At 57.8% G+C, this 17,134-nt stretch carries 17 protein-coding genes; 10 read left to right on the forward strand and 7 right to left on the reverse strand.

Features of this window, described 5'->3' with window-relative positions; all coding sequences use genetic code 11:
* The first annotated feature begins 506 nt into the window (after positions 1-506).
* The gene (locus AC0QKW_RS14140) at positions 507-1,235 is read left to right on the forward strand and encodes an HAD family hydrolase (protein ID WP_473151718.1); all 729 of its coding nucleotides are present in this window, start codon (positions 507-509) and stop codon (positions 1,233-1,235) included.
* Positions 1,236-1,298: 63 nt separating this feature from the next.
* On the opposite strand, the gene mreD is transcribed toward AC0QKW_RS14140, so the two are convergent.
* From mreD to AC0QKW_RS14155, 3 genes are all read right to left on the reverse strand, one after another.
* Positions 1,299-1,868 (reverse strand): rod shape-determining protein MreD, encoded by a 570-nt coding sequence (gene mreD, locus AC0QKW_RS14145; RefSeq protein ID WP_473151719.1) that lies wholly within the window; start codon positions 1,866-1,868, stop codon positions 1,299-1,301.
* Positions 1,865-2,671: a rod shape-determining protein MreC gene (mreC, locus tag AC0QKW_RS14150; protein ID WP_473151720.1), complete on the reverse strand. Its 807-nt coding sequence runs from the start codon at positions 2,669-2,671 to the stop codon at positions 1,865-1,867. Before mreC ends, mreD begins: the two co-directional genes overlap by 4 nt.
* 103 nt (positions 2,672-2,774) lie before the next feature.
* Positions 2,775-3,809 (reverse strand): rod shape-determining protein, encoded by a 1,035-nt coding sequence (locus tag AC0QKW_RS14155; RefSeq protein ID WP_473151721.1) that lies wholly within the window; start codon positions 3,807-3,809, stop codon positions 2,775-2,777.
* Positions 3,810-4,247: 438 nt separating this feature from the next.
* Here AC0QKW_RS14155 and AC0QKW_RS14160 point away from each other — a divergent pair, with 438 nt between their 5' ends.
* On the forward strand, positions 4,248-4,607 hold the full coding sequence (locus AC0QKW_RS14160) for a single-stranded DNA-binding protein (RefSeq protein WP_473151722.1): 360 nt from the start codon (positions 4,248-4,250) through the stop codon (positions 4,605-4,607).
* A gap of 65 nt (positions 4,608-4,672) precedes the next feature.
* Here AC0QKW_RS14160 and AC0QKW_RS14165 read toward each other — a convergent pair whose 3' ends face one another.
* Both AC0QKW_RS14165 and mscL read right to left on the reverse strand, forming a co-directional pair.
* Positions 4,673-4,924 carry a DUF2949 domain-containing protein gene (locus AC0QKW_RS14165; protein WP_473151723.1) on the reverse strand — a complete coding sequence of 84 codons (252 nt, stop codon included), beginning with the start codon at positions 4,922-4,924 and terminating at the stop codon, positions 4,673-4,675.
* Between the two features lie 97 nt (positions 4,925-5,021).
* Positions 5,022-5,444: a large conductance mechanosensitive channel protein MscL gene (gene mscL, locus AC0QKW_RS14170; RefSeq protein WP_473151724.1), complete on the reverse strand. Its 423-nt coding sequence runs from the start codon at positions 5,442-5,444 to the stop codon at positions 5,022-5,024.
* A gap of 396 nt (positions 5,445-5,840) precedes the next feature.
* Between mscL and AC0QKW_RS14175 the strand changes: the two genes are divergently transcribed.
* Together AC0QKW_RS14175 and AC0QKW_RS14180 are read left to right on the forward strand one after the other, a co-directional pair.
* Positions 5,841-6,212, forward strand: coding sequence for a cyclic nucleotide-binding domain-containing protein (locus AC0QKW_RS14175; protein ID WP_473151725.1), 372 nt, complete (start codon positions 5,841-5,843; stop codon positions 6,210-6,212).
* A gap of 166 nt (positions 6,213-6,378) precedes the next feature.
* Entirely contained in the window at positions 6,379-7,968 is a 1,590-nt protein-coding gene (locus AC0QKW_RS14180; RefSeq protein ID WP_473151726.1) for a glucose-6-phosphate isomerase, read from the forward strand.
* A gap of 45 nt (positions 7,969-8,013) precedes the next feature.
* On the opposite strand, the gene AC0QKW_RS14185 is transcribed toward AC0QKW_RS14180, so the two are convergent.
* Positions 8,014-8,547: a hypothetical protein gene (locus AC0QKW_RS14185; RefSeq protein ID WP_473151727.1), complete on the reverse strand. Its 534-nt coding sequence runs from the start codon at positions 8,545-8,547 to the stop codon at positions 8,014-8,016.
* Positions 8,548-8,864: 317 nt separating this feature from the next.
* Here AC0QKW_RS14185 and AC0QKW_RS14190 point away from each other — a divergent pair, with 317 nt between their 5' ends.
* From AC0QKW_RS14190 to AC0QKW_RS14215, 6 genes are all read left to right on the forward strand, one after another.
* Entirely contained in the window at positions 8,865-9,590 is a 726-nt protein-coding gene (locus tag AC0QKW_RS14190; protein WP_473151728.1) for a Bax inhibitor-1/YccA family protein, read from the forward strand.
* Between the two features lie 122 nt (positions 9,591-9,712).
* Positions 9,713-10,204 (forward strand): ABA4-like family protein, encoded by a 492-nt coding sequence (locus tag AC0QKW_RS14195; RefSeq protein ID WP_473151729.1) that lies wholly within the window; start codon positions 9,713-9,715, stop codon positions 10,202-10,204.
* A 193-nt stretch (positions 10,205-10,397) separates the two neighbouring features.
* Positions 10,398-10,907, forward strand: a complete 510-nt coding sequence (locus AC0QKW_RS14200; RefSeq protein ID WP_473151730.1) for a hypothetical protein — start codon at positions 10,398-10,400, stop codon at positions 10,905-10,907.
* 681 nt (positions 10,908-11,588) lie between these two features.
* Complete coding sequence (gene gatA, locus AC0QKW_RS14205) at positions 11,589-13,040, forward strand: Asp-tRNA(Asn)/Glu-tRNA(Gln) amidotransferase subunit GatA (protein WP_473151731.1); 1,452 nt, start codon at positions 11,589-11,591, stop codon at positions 13,038-13,040.
* Between the two features lie 252 nt (positions 13,041-13,292).
* Positions 13,293-14,144: an alpha/beta hydrolase gene (locus AC0QKW_RS14210; protein ID WP_473151732.1), complete on the forward strand. Its 852-nt coding sequence runs from the start codon at positions 13,293-13,295 to the stop codon at positions 14,142-14,144.
* Between the two features lie 171 nt (positions 14,145-14,315).
* Positions 14,316-14,936, forward strand: coding sequence for an exopolysaccharide biosynthesis protein (locus tag AC0QKW_RS14215; RefSeq protein WP_473151733.1), 621 nt, complete (start codon positions 14,316-14,318; stop codon positions 14,934-14,936).
* A 2-nt stretch (positions 14,937-14,938) separates the two neighbouring features.
* Here the strand turns inward: AC0QKW_RS14215 and AC0QKW_RS14220 are convergent, their stop codons facing one another.
* Positions 14,939-17,065, reverse strand: a complete 2,127-nt coding sequence (locus tag AC0QKW_RS14220) for a S8 family serine peptidase (protein WP_473151734.1) — start codon at positions 17,063-17,065, stop codon at positions 14,939-14,941.
* Positions 17,066-17,134: the final 69 nt, after the last annotated feature.

Genomic DNA, 17,134 nt, shown 5'->3' on the forward strand with positions numbered 1-17,134 from the left:
CGGCTTAGAGCGAAGTAATTAAGCCATTCACGATTAAAGATGAGTTAAGAGTCGACAAAGTTCCTAAAATCCCGTTTTTTTGAGAAAATCAGAGAATTTTTGTCGGAAAACATGACTTCCCATCCTTATTCTGCCGATCTTGTCTAAATCATCCGTGAAAGTTAAATGAGACCATTCTCACATAGCCATCCAAAGTTCCTGCCACTCGAGCCACTACCCTCAGCCCGAGAGTTGTACTCACATTGGTTAGACCACCCAAAAACCCTAAGCCTTCAAACGTTCTAGCCCGCACAGGCTGCTCTCAGCCATGCCCCACCCCACCCTCTACAGCCCAACGCCGCCACCCAAACCCTAGATACTGTCAATTACGCAGTGGTCATTTTGAATTTGGGTTGTTACAGTGAATTAGCTTTGAGTTTTGTAAAGAAAGTATTAACGAAACTTATATGTGGTGACGTTTGGTGATATGCCGAGTCGCCCTCCACCGTGAGGAGTTCCCTTTGACCATGTCTGCCATCACCATTTTTTGCGACTTCGACGGCCCTATCGCCGACGTGTCTGACCGCTACTACGCCACCTACCGACAGGGTCTAGGGTGGATACAGGCCGCCGCCCAAGCTCAGGGAGATCCTCTAACCGTGCGCTACCTGTCCAAATCTCAGTTTTGGACTTTTAAGCAAAATCGCATACCCGATCGCCAGATCGCCCATTGGTCTGGGCTCAACGGCCCCCAGATAGACGCCTTTTTGGCCCAGGTCAGCCGTATTGTCAACCAAGCGGCCCTGCTCGACCACGACCAGGTGCAGCCCCAGGCCCGAGCCGGACTCGATATTTTACGCCAGTGCGGTGTGCGGGTAGTGCTCGTTACCCTGCGCCCCCCCGACCAGGTCCTAGAGTTTCTCGCTCAGCACGATCTGGAATGGGCCATTAGCGACCTCTACGGCATGCCCCAGGCTGAAGCGGCCTACAACAACCAGGCCAACCACAAGGTAGACCTATTGAGGACGGCGATCGCCACCCAGCAGCGCCAGGGCTACGACCTCAGCCAAGCCTGGATGATCGGCGACACTGAAGCTGACATCATGGCGGGTCAAGCTCTTGGCATCGACACCGTTGCCGTCACCTGCGGCATCCGCAGTGATAGCTATCTCCAGGGGTTTCGCCCCACCCACCTAATGCCTGACCTGTGGACTGCCTGCCAGAGGCTCCAGCAGCGGGTCACCTTGAAGAGATAATCAGCCAACAGAAGAACGGAGCAGAAATTTCTGCTCCGTTCTTCTAGTCGCGGGTAAAGCCTTCTAGTCGCGGTCAAAGCGCCCCCACCAGCGGTTGAGGGGGTAATACAGTGCCGGCGCCCACAGGCTGCTGAGAATGGCTGAGCTGAGGGCGATGCGCTGATGATAGAGCCAGATTGTGCCCAGGGGCGGATAGAGAGAGTCGGCAGAGATGAGCTGATTAAAGCTGATTTGCAGCGCCAGCACCGTTTCGGCAATCACGGCCATGGCAAATACAATTAGCGCCACCGAGACAATGTCTTCTTGCAAGTAGCGCTGCTTTTGCAGTCGCGCCGTCAGCACCCCCACCACGATCAGGCTCAGGGTATGGGTGGGGTCGGGCGCGGTCATGGCATCTTGCAGCAGGCCGAGAACGAGACCGGCGATCGCCGCCTCCCACTGGGTGCGCTTCACGCTCCAGGCTACTATCCAAATTAGCAGCCAGTGGGGCGACACGCCCAGCAGCTCCATCCCCGGTATACGACTGGGCAGCAGCAGCAGACAGATCAACACCGATGCCGCCGTCACCGCACTATTGATTGCCCAAGGCCGTCGCCAGACCGGCAGTGACGAAACCCGTGACACAGAGGTCATGGCCCATCCTCAAGAATGACCGCAGGTTCTTCCCCAGGCAGCACTGGTGCGTCAACCGTTTCCTGGGGCTCAAAGGGGTGAATGACCGCCCATTCTAAAACGGGCAGAGGCGACGACAGCTGAATCACAGCCTCCGGGGCAGGGCTCTTAGTCAAATCGATCGACTCGATGCGCCCGATAGGAATATCGCGAGGAAACAGACGGCTGTAGGACGAGGTGACAATTACATCACCAGCCTTGACATCGGGAATTTTTTCAAAAAATTCAATGACCACCCGATTATTTGACTGCCCCCGCACTACTCCCATGGCCCGGCTGCGGCTGACTTTGGCACCCACCCGGCTGGTCGGATCGCTGATCAACAGCACCCGGCTGGTGCTAGGCGACACCGCCACCACCCGACCGACGAGCCCGCCAGGCCCGGTGACCACGTGGCCCACGGCTACGCCACTGCGGCTGCCTCGATTGAGAATGGCATGCTGCCACCAATGGTCGGCAGCCCGGCCAATGACTGCGGCCCTGATGCCCTCGATGGGTAAGGCATCGGTGTAGGCTTCTAGAGTTTGTAGCGCACGATTTTGATACTCCAGCTCGACAATACGCTGCTGAAGCTCAAGAATATAGCTGCTCTCAAACTGTTCATCGCGACTGAGACCTGGCTGCAGTGGTCGAGTCAGCCAGTGATAGGCCTCATAGACAACAGCACCATCGTTGGCCCGCATCACCCAAGCGGTCGAAACAGCCAGGGTAATCAATCCAGCTTTGAGGGCGTGGCGAGTCCACCAGCGTCGTAGGGCAAACATACTTGTTGGTTATAAATAAACCTCATCCCAGTCCGAAAGCTGAGTTCTGCCTGGGGAAAACTACAGACCCCGAGCTAGACTTAGCACAACTCTAGGGTGAGCCCTACATGCTCGATCGCCCGCTGAAAACCCGACCCATTTGGCTGAAGTTTTCAAGCACACGCCCAGTGCCGAGCACAACGCAGCTCAGTGGGTCGGCGGCGACGTGAACTAGAATGCCGGTCTCATGGCTAATCAGGGTATCGAGCCCCTTCAGTAGGGCACCCCCCCCGGCTAGCATAATGCCGCGATCGATAATGTCGGCAGCCAGTTCCGGTGGGGTGCGCTCTAGGGTGCGCTTCACCGCCTCAACAATAACTGAGAGGGGCTCGGCCATGCTCTCGCGAATTTCGGCACTCTTGACGGTAACGGTGCGAGGCAGACCTGACAGCAGGTGTAAACCCCGCACATCCATAGCGATCTCGTGATCGTCGGGGCTGGGGTAAGCCGAGCCGATGTTGATTTTGATCTCTTCGGCGGTGCGCTCACCCACGACCAGGTTGTGCACCTTTTTCATATAGCTAGAGATAGCTTCGCTCAGCTCATCGCCCGCTACGCGCACCGACTCGCTCAGCACCGTGCCCTGAAGGCTAAGCACGGCCACCTCAGTGGTGCCACCACCGATATCGACAATCATATTGCCGGTGGGCTCGGCCACCGGCAGCCCAGCACCGATCGCCGCAGCTACGGGTTCGTCGATCAAATAGACCATGCGCGCCCCAGCCTGCTGGGCGGCATCCATTACGGCTCGACGCTCTACCCCAGTGACACCGCTAGGAATGCCGATCACAATGCGTGGCGACACCAGGGTACGCCCTTCGTGCACTTGGCGAATAAAATGCTTGAGCATGAGCTCGGCAGTATCAAAATCGGCAATAACGCCGTCGCGTAGGGGGCGGAGGGCTACGACGTTGCCGGGAGTACGACCTAGCATGCGCTTGGCTTCTTCGCCCACCGCCAGAGGTTTCTTTTCAACCTGGTCAATGGCTACTACAGAGGGTTCTTGCAAGACGACCCCTTTGCCAGAAACATATACGAGGGTATTGGCCGTACCTAGGTCAATGCCCATATCGCGGGAAAATCTGTCGAAGAAAGCCACAGGCAATAACGCCCCTACACTAGAAAAAACAGAGCATCAACGCTAGCGCAAACCTTTGGGCATTGACGTTGATATCGAAGTGGATTCTATTACGTTTCGTATCGATGCGTCCAGTAAAAAAATAAGGATTGGGTAAGGAAAAATTAGCTACTGGCATCGCGTTGGCGGCGCAGTATTGACAGGCTGGGGGGTGTGGGGTTTACGCCAACGCTCATTGGCCAACAAATATAAGGAGATCTCTGGAAAAATAAAGACATTCTCCCGCAGGGGCGCAGAGCGCCATCAGGAGACAACAAAAATACCGAAGACTTTTGTGGTCAGAATTGGTCTCAGGGTTATCCATAGCCCGCCTCCTGACATCGCCCAGAGCGCTCTGGGTGCTGTCCGATGATTCAGAGTTTCGCCTACAATGCGAAAACGTGAGTTGGGCGAGTGCTGATGACGATTAATGTGGTAACTCTTGTAGGCCGGGTGGGCACTGACCCAGAGGTTAAATATTTTGAGTCTGGCACGGTGAAGTGCAATTTGACCCTAGCGGTGCGGCGGCGATCGAGTCGCGACGACAAGCCCGATTGGTTTAACCTGGAGCTTTGGGGCAAAACCGCTGAGATTGCGGCTAACTACGTGCGCAAGGGCAGCCTAATCGGGGTCAGCGGGTCACTCAAATTCGACCACTGGCAAGATCGGGCATCAGGAACTCCCCGCTCTAAACCTCTGATCAAAGTTGAAAATCTAGACCTTTTGGGGTCAAAGAGGGACAACGAAGCGCCCACAGGCTACAGCGACGACGAATTTTAGGTGTGCCAGCTGGCGGCAGGCGATGCTCACCGCCAGCAACATTGCACCTTGCTTCAGAACTTTGCTCAAGACATGTCTGGAAGCTGCCGGTGAGAGTCTTCGAGCCAGTCAAAAATTTGGCTGAGCTGCTCGGTGCTGACCAGGCCGTATTGCCAGAGCGCCATGGGCAAAAGATTGGTTGCCTGCCCCGCTTTGCGCAACCCCATGGCGATCGCCTGTGAAGACAGCGCCATTTCGGTCTGCAAAAACTCAATGAGTTGGTGGTGGCGCTGGGAGGGCATGACAAACCAGGGCAGTGGCGACAAGTTAGGCTTCACTATAGCGAGCCTGGCCCAGGTTTGCCTCTGCCCTGGGAAGATGTGCCTGTCTATCTCAGGCTTGAGCCGGTTCAATCCAGAGGTGGATGAAGGGGGGCTATTGGGGACGACTTTCTAAGTAGTCGGCCAGCCGAGTCAGGGTGTCGTTGAGTTTTTCCTCGATGGTCAGCTCTGCCGCCTCGGCTGCCTCGACGGCTTCCTTGCGCTTCAGCTTCTCAAAGCTGCGGATGATCAAGAACAGCACTAGGGCAATGATGGCAAAGTCGACGATGGTGCCCAAAAAGCTGCCCAGGCGAATGCCCGGCCCTACCACCGCCTCGCGCCAGTCGGTACCGGCCCCAGACAGGAGCGGGTTAATGATGGCGGGCATCAGCACATCTTCTACTAGAGAGCTGATGATAGCCCCAAAGGCAGTGCCAATAATCACCGCTACCGCCAGATCAACCACGTTGCCCTTCAGGGCAAATGCTTTAAAGTCTTCCCAAAAACTACGGACACGACGTCCACTACCATTGGCCATAGGACTCTACTCCTCACGGGGTTTACTGCTTAGTAAGCAAAGCTCACATTAGTACAGACCCCCAAAAGAATCTACTGGCAACCAATCATTTGGGCTAGCTGATCAGCGACCCTGCCGACCAATCGACGCGCACTCTGATTTTTAGTTTTGACGCTGCACTAAGGCGGTAGTGTCTTTTGCCATAGCCCCTGTAAAGAAGCACTGGGGTAGCGATCTGGCCTCAGGAAAGCATAAAATTTTCTCCTGAGGAGGCGCTGGAGGCTGGTGTGTAGAGAATCGGAGCTTAAAGAGGCAGAGGGCAGGGCTTAAAGTGCTGTTAACCCGGCCTGGGTAAACAGAGCTATAAGATTGCCAAGCAAGATTAACAATCAACATTTCTGGTAGAGCCGTTGCACCATGCTAGAACCCACTCAAGTCATTGAACTGTTTTTGACTGCGCCCCACATTCTCGAAGTCAAGGCCGGGGAGACCATCTTTGAGGTCGGCACGCTTGGGGATGTCATGTACGGTTTGATCGAGGGCGAGGTAGAGATGCATGTGAATGGCCACGCCTTTGAAACCATTGCCCATGGCGATGTGTTTGGAGAAGGGGCGCTGGTGCAAATTCCCCCCGTGCGGGCCTCTACGGCGGTGGCCAAGACCGACTGCAAACTGGCGGTGGTAGACAAGGCCCACTTTATGTTTTTGGTGCAGGAGACACCGCTGTTTGCCCTGGAGGTGATTCGCAGCCTCTCTAGCCGACTGCGCAAGGTCAAGGCGCTGGCCTAGGTCTGGCCCCAAACCCTGCCGATGGGAGATGATGGGGAGCCTAGCTGGGATGTGCGACTCAGTTTGGACGCTTTTGTGGCACGACAGTGTCACAGCGGTCGTCTTGATCCTCTAAACTGCACCTCAGTAACGATAGTGAATACGGTTGAGACCGAGGAGTGACAGGATGGATGCAGCCGCCCTCTGGCAACGCTACAAAGACTGGCTCTACTACCACGAAGGTCTGGGCTTTTACTTAGATGTCAGCCGCATGGGCTTTGACGATGCCTTTGTGGCCAGCATGCAGCCTCGCTTTGAGAAAGCGTTTGCAGATATGGCGGCGCTAGAAGCGGGGGCGATCGCTAACCCCGACGAAGACCGCATGGTGGGTCACTACTGGCTGCGAGATGCTGACCTGGCTCCCACCCCCGAACTGAAGCAAGACATCCTCGAAACCCTCACCAGTATTGAGCAGTTTGCCAGTCAGGTACGCACTGGAGGCATTACGCCCCCCGGCCAGGCGCGCTTCACCGATGTGCTCTCCATTGGCATTGGCGGCTCAGCGCTGGGGCCGCAGTTTGTTGCCCAGGCCCTGGGGCCAGACTTTCCGCCGCTGGATATTCACTTTATCGACAACACCGACCCCGAGGGCATCGATCGCATTCTCGCCCGCCTCGAAGACAAACTGCCCACCACCCTGGTAATTGTCACCTCAAAGTCGGGGGGCACCGCCGAAACCCGCAACGGCATGGTCGAAGTGCGTACCCGGTTTGAGCAGCGGGGGCTAGATTTTCCCAAGCAGGCGGTCGCCGTCACCGGACGGGGCAGCAAACTCGAAAATCAGGCTCTCAGCGAGGGCTGGCTGACGACCTTCCCCATGCGCGACTGGGTGGGGGGTCGCACCTCTGAGCTGTCGGCGGTGGGCCTACTGCCAGCGGCCCTGCAAAACATCAGCATTCGCTCTATTCTCGGTGGTGCCAAGGAAATGGATGCCGCCACCCGTGTTTCTAACCTGCGCCGCAACCCGGCGGCCCTGATTGCCCTGGCTTGGTACTATGCGGGCAACGGCAAGGGGGAGAAAGACATGGTGGTGCTGCCCTACAAAGACAGTTTGCTGCTGTTTAGCCGCTACCTGCAACAGCTGGTGATGGAGTCGCTGGGTAAGGAAAAAGATTTGGATGGCAACCTGGTCTACCAGGGCATTGCCGTCTACGGCAACAAGGGCTCTACCGATCAGCATGCCTACGTGCAGCAGTTGCGCGAGGGGGTGGCCAGCTTCTTTGTCACCTTTATTGAAGTGCTCAAGGATCGGAGCGGCGATTCAGCCGAGATGGAGCCCGGTGCCACCAGCGGTGACTTCCTCTTTGGCTTTTTGCAGGGAACTCGCAAGGCTCTCTACGAAAACCAGCGCCAGTCTATCACCCTGACCATTCCTGATGTCAACGCCCATACCGTGGGGGCTCTGATCGCCCTGTATGAACGGGCGGTGGGCTTTTACGCCTCGCTGGTGAATATTAATGCCTACCACCAGCCGGGGGTTGAGGCGGGCAAGCAGGCCGCCGCCGGGGTGCTCGACCTGCAACAGGCGGTGGTCAAGGCTCTCGCCCAGAGCCCCGAACCGCTTACCTTGAGCGAGCTGGCTGAGCGGGCTGGGGCGTCAGGCCAGGTAGAGACTATCTATGCGATCGCCCGTCACCTCCATGCCAACCAGCGCAACCTGATCATTCACGGCAACCCTGGCCACCCCGAGGCGATCAAGATCGCGGCGCTCCAGTAGCCTGCTTCTAACGATCCCACTTCTAGCTTTCCCAATGGTGCTCCCCTAGTCGGGGATCCACACGTAGGGGCTACCCGACACTGAGACCCCCCCCTCCCGCGAAAACCGCACGACCACCAGCCGGGAGTTGTCGCGCCCTAGATCGAGGTAGCCGCTGGCCCAGCGGTCAGATCGCACAACGCCAGTGATTTCGAGTCGGTAGCCTCCAGCGGGCAGGTAAAGGGTTTTTTGGCGATCGAAATTGCTGGGCTGGTGCACCGCGCGACCGTTGAGGTAAACGGTACCCCATTCACTCCCCTGGGCATCGAGCTCTACCCTAACCTGGGTGTCTTCACGTCGAGGCAGCGGGTAGGGCGGCACAATAATGATCGACGGATGGCGAAGGGTGGTAGGCCGTTGGCGAATAATGATTTGGGTGGAGCTCTGGGTGGGCGATCGCCGAATGATGGTTTCTTGTGCCGCAGTCAACGGTGCCCAAGTCATCGCTAGTACCGCTACTAGGCCATAGCCCCATTGCCTTCGCCGGGGCCACTTGCTGCCCCCACTGCCCTGAGCGGGAATGCGATCGGCGCGTGCCATATTAACTCTCATGTGCGTCATAGCCTTAAACTGTTGCCCCTGGTTCGCCCCTGGGGCGTCTGGGGTAGCTGCACCCGGCTTCATCGAGTTTGACCTGGAGGTGGCTGGAGAACTCCAGGCACCTAACGGGTAGATATCCACACCTCAGGCTGCCCACCCAATTCAGTAAAGTTGACTAAAATCTAACTAATGGAAAATCAAATCTCCAGGGCTAGAAGCTAAGCTAGCTCTAATGATTGGCCTAGTTTGGGCGATCGCCCTTCCTGGAGCAGTTAAGTCTATTGTGCCAAATCTATTGCGTTGTAGAGGATAGGGCTTTGAGTAATACCAGCAATTTTCGTGAAGCTATCAGCAAGGCCAGGGGCCAGGCTCTAGTCGGCCCCAACGTGATTAAAAATGCGCTGCCCTACGTGGGCGGCGGCCTGATCTTGACCGCCCTGGGCTCCTTTGGCGGCCTGAGCGTGATGGCCAGCAATCCAGCCATCTTTATGCCCACCTTCTGGGTCGCCTTCATTGCCCAGATTGCGCTGTTTTTTGTGGCTATGAATGTCGCCTCTAAGGGCAATAACAGCACCGCTCTGCCCCTGTTGGCGACCTACAGCCTGCTCACCGGCTACACTCTCAGCGGTCTGCTGGCCGTTGCCCTGGGCACTGCTGGGGTCGGTGTGACTGGCATTGGTGCGTCGGCTTTGGCCTGCGGGGTGGTCTTCATCGCCGCCCGCCAGATTGGCTCTAACCTGTCTGAAGAAGACGGCTTTGCCCTGACCAAAACCATCGGCATCGGCGTGGTCGCCATTCTGATTGCGGTGGTGGGTCAATTTATTTTCGCCATGTTTGGCGGCCCCATTCCCCAGTTTCTCGACATCGCTATTTCAGCTTTTGGCGTGCTGGTCTTCTGTGGCGCTTCCGTAGTAGATTTCTTCATTCTGCCTCGCACCTATAAAGACGAGCAGTACCTGTCGGCGGCGCTGTCGATGTACCTCACCTACATCAACCTGTTTGTGTTTATTCTGCGTCTGCTGATCGCCATTAACCGCGACTAATGCAGGCACGACTAATGCAGGCATAGATTGAGCACAAGCCCCGGAGACATCTCTGGGGCTTGTGTTTGGGCCTGCGGTTTACGTTTGTTTAAACTAAAAGCTGTTGTTTACCCCAGTGCACCATGACCGTCGATGCCAATTTGCTGGAACTGTTGTTCAACGGCGCAAATCTATTTGTGCTGCCTTTCTGGACGCTGATGGTGCTGGTGCCCAACACCAAACTCACCCGTACCGTGATGGGGTCATGGTTACCCTTTGTGGGCTTAGCAGCGGTGTACCTATTTTTGTTTGTCACGAGCTTTACCAATGTGGAGGGCATTGACGCCTTTTCTGACCCCAATCTGGGCCTAGCGGAGCTGGCGGGGCTGTTTGCCAACTCCCATGTCACCGCCACAGGCTGGGTGCACTTTTTGGTGTTTGACCTGTTTGTGGGTCGATGGATCTACTGGCAGGGCCAGGAGAATGGGGTATTTACTCGCCACTCTCTGGCTCTGTGCCTATTTGCTGGCCCCCTAGGACTGCTGTCGCACCTGACCACTGCCGCCCTGTGGCAGCGTTTGCAGCGGCCCGCTGCCGAGCCCATTGCCCCCCTGGCCAGCGAGACTAGCGATTAGCCGATCTTTGGAGCTTTGATCGACCAATCTATGACTGTCTGAGCCGTAGCCTCGTGACCTTGCTGCCGATGGTGGGTTTGAGCAGCGATCGCGACAGCGCTAGCCCACGGCAACCTCGGTGAACTGAGGCTTAAACGGCGAGTGAAACCCCAGCACAACCCAAACATTCACGCAAATCTAAGAGGAAAACACCTTGGGTAGAGCTAGATTTGCCAAGGCCCAGCTGCTTTCTGGGCTGACATTCCTGGCCGCAATGGTGATGACGTTTATCCTGGTGCAATCCTTCTGGGCTCAGGCGCTTCGGGGCATGGCGCTGATGACCTTCCCTGGTATACAGGGTGCCCTAACCGCCAAAAATGCCTTTGACCAGAGCCGCCTGACCCGGTTTAGCCCGGTACTGGTCAGCGTAGAACTGGTCTGTGCGGTTTTTTTGGCCGTGGCCGCTGGGGTAGCGCTGGTGGGGGCTAGATCACTGCCGGTGCTCTATGGCAGCTGGGTCGTTGCTGCGATCGCTACCCTGATACTGGCGATCGCCGCCGCACTAGATGTAACAGGGGCCATGCGCCGCAGGCAAAATCATCGCCGGGCACTGATCAAGCTCCTGCTGCAAAGCGTAGCGTTGATCCTATACAGCATTCTGCTGATGTGGACGGGGCTGCTGTTGTTACTCTCGCTGACGGGCGAGTCGTATATGGGCAATTGAGGTGGTTGTGTTGGGTGCAATCAGATTATTCGATCTGTAAAACTGTCGAACAGAACTGATTTAACCGTTAGGCAACTTGACCTGACGGAGCTACTAGGCGCATGGAAGTTCACATTTACCCTTGCCCCTTTCGGACGGGATGGATTTACTGTGACATCCGTGCCAACGATAGACAGGTGCATTCAGTTCATATCGATGCCTTTAACGCTTACTTACAGTGCCAGCATCTGGATGGGGCTGGAACCGATATCAATATCGATGTCCCTGGGGAAAATCTGAAAAAGCTGAGAGAACAGTATAAACAGCAACATAAAAATCACAAGATATGATCTCAACCTCACGGGCACTGTCCCCATGGGTGGCATAGATAGCTTTCGCATCCCTCGTGGTCTGCTACCAGTACTCACAAATAACCTGAGTTTGGGCTGAGAAAACTCCCTGGAGAAGGAGGCCCACTGTCCTCTCCCAAGGAGGGGACGGCTCAGGTTGAGTAAGCCATCTGTGAAGTCGCATCTACGTGGACCTCAACAAATTCCCAATCAGTTGCTTGCCTCTGCCCGAGGGATTGCATCGTACTTGCCATCCTTGATGTTTCATAACCCATCCTTACCTATACTGGTACCTTGGTGCCTTTATGGCCGTCCCGGCTACACTGCCTCAGATTAACCGCCAAGGAGTCCCATGTCTGTCATCCGTGCCCTGCATCAACAGTTGGTCAGCAAAGAACGCACTGCGGTAGAGATTACCCAGGGCTACCTTGACCAAATTGCAGCCCTGGAACCCAAAGTTCACAGCTATCTGACGGTGACCGGCGAACAGGCCCTGGTCCAGGCGGCTCAGGTCGATGCTCGCATTGCAGCGGGCGAAGACATTGGCCTGCTCACCGGCATTCCCATCGCGCTCAAAGACAACCTCTGTACCCAGGGGGTACGCACCACCTGCGGGTCAAAGATTCTAGAGAACTTTGTGCCACCCTACGAGTCGACGGTGACGGGCAAACTGCGGGATGCGGGGGCGATCGCCCTGGGCAAGACCAACCTCGATGAGTTTGCCATGGGCAGCTCCACCGAAAACTCTGCCTACGGCCTGACGGGCAACCCCTGGGATGTGAGCCGGGTACCGGGTGGCTCGTCTGGGGGGTCTGCCGCCGCCGTCGCTGCGGGAGAATGCGCCGTCGCTCTAGGGTCGGATACGGGGGGCTCCATTCGCCAGCCTGCGGCCTTCTGTGGCGTGGTGGGGCTCAAGCCTACCTACGGGTTGGTCTCGCGCTTTGGCCTGGTGGCCTACGCGTCGTCGCTAGACCAGATCGGCCCGCTGACTCGTACGGTCGAAGATGCGGCGATTTTGCTGGGCGGCATTGCCGGCCACGACCCCCGCGACTCCACCAGTTTAGATGTGCCGGTGCCCGACTACACCCAGCACCTCAAGACCGACCTCAAGGGTCGCAAAGTCGGCATCATCACCGAAACCTTTGCTGCCGAGGGCATTGACCCCGCCGTACGGGCCGCCACCGAGAAAGCCATCCAGCAGTTAAAGGATTTGGGGGCCGAAATTCAGGAGATCTCTTGCCCCCGCTTTCCCTACGGGTTGCCCACCTACTACATCATTGCCCCGTCGGAGGCTTCGTCGAACCTGGCCCGCTACGACGGCGTCAAGTACGGTGCCCGTAACGCCAATGACAGCCTCATGACCATGTACACCAAAACCCGAGCCGAGGGCTTTGGGGCCGAGGTCAAGCGGCGGATTATGATCGGCACCTACGCCCTATCGGCGGGCTACTACGACGCCTACTACCTCAAGGCCCAAAAGGTGCGCACCCTGATCAAGCAAGACTTTGAGACTGCCTTTGACCAGGTGGATGTGCTGGTGTGCCCCACCGCCCCTACCACCGCCTTCAAAGCGGGCGAAAAGGTGGACGACCCGCTGAGCATGTACCTGTCTGACTTAATGACCATTCCGGTTAACCTGGCGGGGCTGCCGGGGCTGAGCCTGCCCTGCGGCTTTGATGACCAGGGGCTGCCTATTGGCCTGCAAATTATTGGCAACGCCCTGCGCGAAGATCTGCTGTTTGAGGTGGGTTACGCCTACGAGCAGGCAACCGAGTGGCACGGGCGGATACCTGCGATCGCCTAGGACATGTCATCAGTGTTACCACACCCGACCCAAAAACAGGCTAAGGGCTGCAACTAATTGATTACAGTCCTTAGCCATCCATTGATCCAGGGTAGAAAAACCGTCACATCGATAGGCTAGCAGACCACTGGGATCTCCGATAATAGAGAAGCAGGCAGGCTGAATAGGTCTGTTCCCAAGATGGCTTTGACGGATTTTTCCCCTGTCATTGCTGCCCTATTCGTGAAACCTTTCTAAGCGTTATTCATGCCCATGATCAAGTTGTTGGTTGGTGTTTTGGGTGTGACAGGGCTGGTTTACGTGGGGTTGTGCGGGTGGCTGTGGGTGTCGCAGCGGCGGTTGATGTATCTGCCGAGTAGCGCCATGGGGGCAACCCCTGGCGACCTGAGGTTGGGCTACGAAGAGGTATGGATACCGGTAGCCGGGGCCGACGGTGGGCAGTTGCACGGGTGGTGGTTGCCGTCAGATCGCCCTGACGACTTCACCATTCTCTACCTGCACGGCAATGCGGGAAATATTTCGAGCAACCTCGCTAAGGCGGCGGCCCTTCGAGCCGTCGGTGCTGCGGTACTGGCGGTTGACTACCGTGGCTATGGGCTGAGTTCGGGGCCGTTTCCCAATGAGCAGCGCCTCTATCACGACGCCTGGGCCGCCTGGCAGTTTTTGCACCGGGAGAAGGGCGTTTCTCCCCAGCACTTGGTGATTTACGGGCACTCTCTGGGCGGTGCCATCGCTATCGACTTAGCGCGGCAGATTCCCCATCTGGGGGGGCTGATCGTAGAGGGGTCTTTTACCTCCATGGCCGATATGGCGACGCTGTCTGCCTACAACAGTTGGTTTCCGGTGCGGTGGTTGCTCACCCAGCGGTTTGAGTCGCTGGCTAAGGTGCCACAGTTGTCGGTGCCCACCCTCTACCTACACGGGTTAGCTGATGCCTCGGTGCCGGTCACGATGAGCGAATCGCTCCACAGCGCCACTCCCAGCCCGGCAGATCTCTGGCTGGTGCCTGGGGCTGACCACAACGATCTGCTCGATTGGACGGAAGATGATTTTGCCCGGCGGATTCGAGCTTTTTTGCAGAACCACGCCTGGGCCCACCACTGAGATCAGGTCTGCAAAGCTGTGGTAAATCTGTGCTCTGCTGGAAGGGAGTGGCCGGCAAATTTGCTATGGTAGGCAGAATTTGCGATCGCCCAAGCGGTGCGATCGCATTTGGCGATCTAGGGCGTATCTGTCCACGGTATTCCTATGGCTCAACCTTTTACATAAACTTCTATGGCTCGTCTTTCCACCGAACTCAATCGCTATTTTTTTGAAGAGGTCACTACGCCCCAGGTCACCCTCAAGGAAATTTTAACTCTGGCCGGTGAGCGTACCTTTGGTTTTTTGTTTGTGCTGCTGGCGCTGCCCTCGGCGCTGCCGTTGCCAGCACCGGGCTACTCGGTACCCTTTGGTATCGTCCTTTTTCTGCTGGCGGTGCAGCTAATTGCGGGCCGCACCCGCCCCTGGATGCCCGAAAAATGGAACGACAAACAGTTTGACCTGGTATCGGTGCAGAAAATTGTCAAGGCGGGCAGTCCATGGCTGCGGCGGCTAGAAGCGATCTCTCGACCGCGCCTGAGCCCTGTGTGTACTAGTGTGCCTGGGCGTACGGTGCTGGGGTTGGCGATCGCGCTGATGGCCATCTCCATGATGATTCCGATTCCGGGCACCAATACCCTACCGGCTATGGGCATTTTTGTGACGGGTTTTGGCCTGCTCGACGACGACGGTGCCATCAGCCTGGGCGGTCTGGTGCTGTGTGTGATGGGAGGCATTCTCACCACGCTAATTTTGACCTTTGGCTACGAGGCGGTTAAAACCGGCATCGAGTTTCTCAGTAACCGATTGTTTTAGGGCTAGCTCACCCCTAGGGTCAGCCTCCAACGCCGCAGGGTACCGGTGGCACCGGCAGCACTATCTACCACCCGCAGTCGCCAAGAGCCCTGGGCTGGTTGGCCCAGCACTCTGACGAGCACCGGGGTGGTCTCCAGGCTATAGGTTTGGCGAAGCTCCCGTTGACGGCCCAGGGTGCGGCCTTGCAGCAGCACAGTCGTACCGCTGGGGGCAACTAAGCTCAGGCTGATATCCCCTAAAAACTCGTGATCCAGGGCGACATCCACGCTGATATCAGTTACGGCCCCGGCAGCAGCGATTCCCGAAGGGATCGCTTCGCGAATCGCCACACTGCTCTCTACTCCGCCCGGCTGATTGTCTGGGATGGCCTGTTCGGTCTGGTTTTGCTGCTCTACTACTCGCCCTAGCTGCCGTCCGGCAAACCCTCGCCGCTGGGCCTCGCGCACCGCCGCCGCCGCGTTCACCTTGCCGTAGCCAAACCACTGGGAGTGGCCGTTGGCGTTGTAGGTGCCGTACAGAAGGCCGAGCTGGGGGTCGGGATTGCGATCGACAATTTTGTCGGCGGTAGTCTGAAGAATTTCGCGCACCTGGCAGGCCGTCAAATTGGGGTTGACTGACAGCATCAGCCCCGCCACCCCCGCCACCACCGGGCAAGAGCTAGAGGTGCCGCCAAAGGTATTGGTAAAGTCGTCGCGGCTGTAGCCCTCTCCCTGGGTGCGATCGCTCGTCACCATGCCCAGCCCCGGCAGCACCTGGCGAATGGGCGGCCCGGTCTGCACATTGCCCACCTGGGGCAGCGCCATGCTCGGGGGCGCGTTGTTGCTGGGGGCCGTCACCGCGATGTGCTCGCCCCAGTTGCTGTAGGCCGCCTTGGTGCCCAAGCTGGTCGACGCCGACACCGCAATCACATCGGGGTGAATGGCAAAGCCGCTCAGCCATCGAGTTGCCCCACTGAGGGCATTGGAGGGCCACTGAGTTTCGTTGACGGTGCCGCTGACCGGGCGGTTAGCGTTGCCCGCCGAAAACACAATCACACAGCCCTTGCCGTTGCGCCCGGCGGTAGCCGCCCTCGTCAGCGCATTGGTCTGACGCAGCGTCAGCGGAAAGTAGTTGGCCGCAGGCGACCAGCTACAGGTAATCACATCGGCTCCCCGCCGCACCGCTTCGTCAAACAGCTGCTCGATCGCACTGTCGTCGATAAAGCCCGTAGTGCGAATGGGCATAAAGGCGCAGCCCGGTGCCACCCCAACAATGCCAATGGCATTTTCTTCGCCAATGGCCAGACCCGCCACCGCCGTGCCGTGGTTATCGCTGGGCTGGCTGGGCAGGGGCACCGCGTCTTTATCTCTCAAATCGAGTGGGGCTACCAGCTTGCCCATACCCTGCAGGTCGGGGTGGTTGAGGTCAAAGCCGTCGTCGCTGACAGCAATCACCACCGATCGCGCCCCTCGGGTAATATCCCAGGCGGCCTCGGCAGAGATATGTGACCCTGCCGCCAAGCTGGCCCCACCGCTGTGGGACAGGTGCCACTGCTGGGGAAAGCGATCGTCCGTCGGGCGGTAGAGCCCCCCAGTTGCGATCGCCAGGTTAGGCTCTGCCGTCAGCACCGTAGCCATCGCCATCAGCCGGTTGGCCAGCTTAATTGGGTTCTCGGGGGCCGCTGGGGTAACCGTGACCACAAAGGTGTTGGGAATGCCCACCAGCGGCTTGGCGATCGCCAGCCCCAGCTCCGCCAAACTGGCCTCAATCTGAGCGGCCCCCACGTCGGGGGCAAACTGCACCGTCAGCTGCTCGGTCAGGTAGACCCAGGTTTGGGGGCTATCGACCAGGCAGTAGACATGGCTAGCAAACAGCACCCGGTGATCTTGACGAGCCAGGGCCAGAGTGGGCTCTAGGGCCGCTGCCGCCACCTGCCATTCCACCAGCTGCCCGCCCGCCACTGCCCGCACCGCCTCCGGTCTGAGCCACTGCTGCAACGCCTGGATTGCACCTGGGTCTGCTAGGCGCGTGGTGAACCGGGTGGGCACCTTTTCTAAAAGCAACTCTTCGCCACCGCGCTGCAAAATCTCACCGCTAAAGTCTGGGCGGGGGCCGATGGGAAGGCGAGGGTCGGCGGATGATCCAGTCATAGTTTTTGGCGGTTTCTCCAGCCTACAGCGGTCCAGCCTGGGCGCTTGCACCCAGCCCAGCTCTCGGTG

Source organism: Pseudanabaena sp. PCC 9330 (assembly GCF_055795045.1).

Bases quoted from the DNA above. Each gene is read 5' to 3' on its own strand.
- AC0QKW_RS14140 (WP_473151718.1), top strand. From the start codon at position 507: ATGTCTGCCATCACCATTTTTTGCGACTTCGACGGCCCTATCGCCGAC.
- mreD (WP_473151719.1), bottom strand. From the start codon at position 1,868: ATGACCTCTGTGTCACGGGTTTCGTCACTGCCGGTCTGGCGACGGCCT.
- mreC (WP_473151720.1), bottom strand. From the start codon at position 2,671: ATGTTTGCCCTACGACGCTGGTGGACTCGCCACGCCCTCAAAGCTGGA.
- AC0QKW_RS14160 (WP_473151722.1), top strand. From the start codon at position 4,248: ATGACGATTAATGTGGTAACTCTTGTAGGCCGGGTGGGCACTGACCCA.
- mscL (WP_473151724.1), bottom strand. From the start codon at position 5,444: ATGGCCAATGGTAGTGGACGTCGTGTCCGTAGTTTTTGGGAAGACTTT.
- AC0QKW_RS14175 (WP_473151725.1), top strand. From the start codon at position 5,841: ATGCTAGAACCCACTCAAGTCATTGAACTGTTTTTGACTGCGCCCCAC.
- AC0QKW_RS14180 (WP_473151726.1), top strand. From the start codon at position 6,379: ATGGATGCAGCCGCCCTCTGGCAACGCTACAAAGACTGGCTCTACTAC.
- AC0QKW_RS14185 (WP_473151727.1), bottom strand. From the start codon at position 8,547: ATGGCACGCGCCGATCGCATTCCCGCTCAGGGCAGTGGGGGCAGCAAG.
- AC0QKW_RS14195 (WP_473151729.1), top strand. From the start codon at position 9,713: ATGACCGTCGATGCCAATTTGCTGGAACTGTTGTTCAACGGCGCAAAT.
- gatA (WP_473151731.1), top strand. From the start codon at position 11,589: ATGTCTGTCATCCGTGCCCTGCATCAACAGTTGGTCAGCAAAGAACGC.
- AC0QKW_RS14210 (WP_473151732.1), top strand. From the start codon at position 13,293: ATGATCAAGTTGTTGGTTGGTGTTTTGGGTGTGACAGGGCTGGTTTAC.
- AC0QKW_RS14215 (WP_473151733.1), top strand. From the start codon at position 14,316: ATGGCTCGTCTTTCCACCGAACTCAATCGCTATTTTTTTGAAGAGGTC.
- AC0QKW_RS14220 (WP_473151734.1), bottom strand. From the start codon at position 17,065: ATGACTGGATCATCCGCCGACCCTCGCCTTCCCATCGGCCCCCGCCCA.